This is a genomic window from Salipiger sp. HF18 (assembly GCF_011806505.1).
GTDB lineage: Bacteria > Pseudomonadota > Alphaproteobacteria > Rhodobacterales > Rhodobacteraceae > Salipiger > Salipiger thiooxidans.
The window spans coordinates 1-505 of sequence record NZ_JAATOS010001003.1 but is presented as its reverse complement, the minus strand read 5'-3'; the positions used below and the strand labels follow the sequence as shown (position 1 = coordinate 505).

Below are 505 nucleotides of genomic sequence, written 5' to 3'. Positions count from 1 at the left end.
GCCCATGTGGTCTCGCCCGACGGCAAGTTTTCGTGGGAAGAGGTGGAATGCCTTGGCTCCTGCGCCAACGCGCCCATGGCCCAGATCGGCAAGGACTATTACGAGGACCTGACCGCCGAGCGCCTCGGCGAGATCCTCGACGAACTCGCCGCCGGCAAGGTGCCGGTGCCGGGGCCGCAGAACGGCCGCTACGGCTCCGAGCCGCTCGGCGGCCCGGTGGTGCTGACCGCCCATGTCGACGGTCGCGCGCAGTACAATGCCTCGGTGGCGCTCGCCACCGACATCGGCGACACGGTCAAGCGCATCGACGGCAGCGAAGTGCCGCTGCGCACGCCGTGGCGCGACCGCTCGGACGAGGACGGCGACGCGGTGCCCGACACCCACGCGCCCAAGCTCTCGGACGGGGCCAGCGCCGACGACACCGGCATCGACAAGCGCGAGGCGCCGGTGACGCCCGCGGGCGAGCCCAAGCAGCCGGTCGAGGGCGGCTCCGAGCAGCCCGCCG

The 505-nt window shown here is 72.7% G+C and carries 1 protein-coding gene; it reads left to right on the top strand.

Annotation, left to right across the window (positions count from 1 at the left end; translation table 11 throughout):
- Positions 1-505: NAD(P)H-dependent oxidoreductase subunit E (locus HC022_RS28500; RefSeq protein ID WP_175583781.1), on the top strand; the 505-nt coding region annotated here is incomplete at both ends.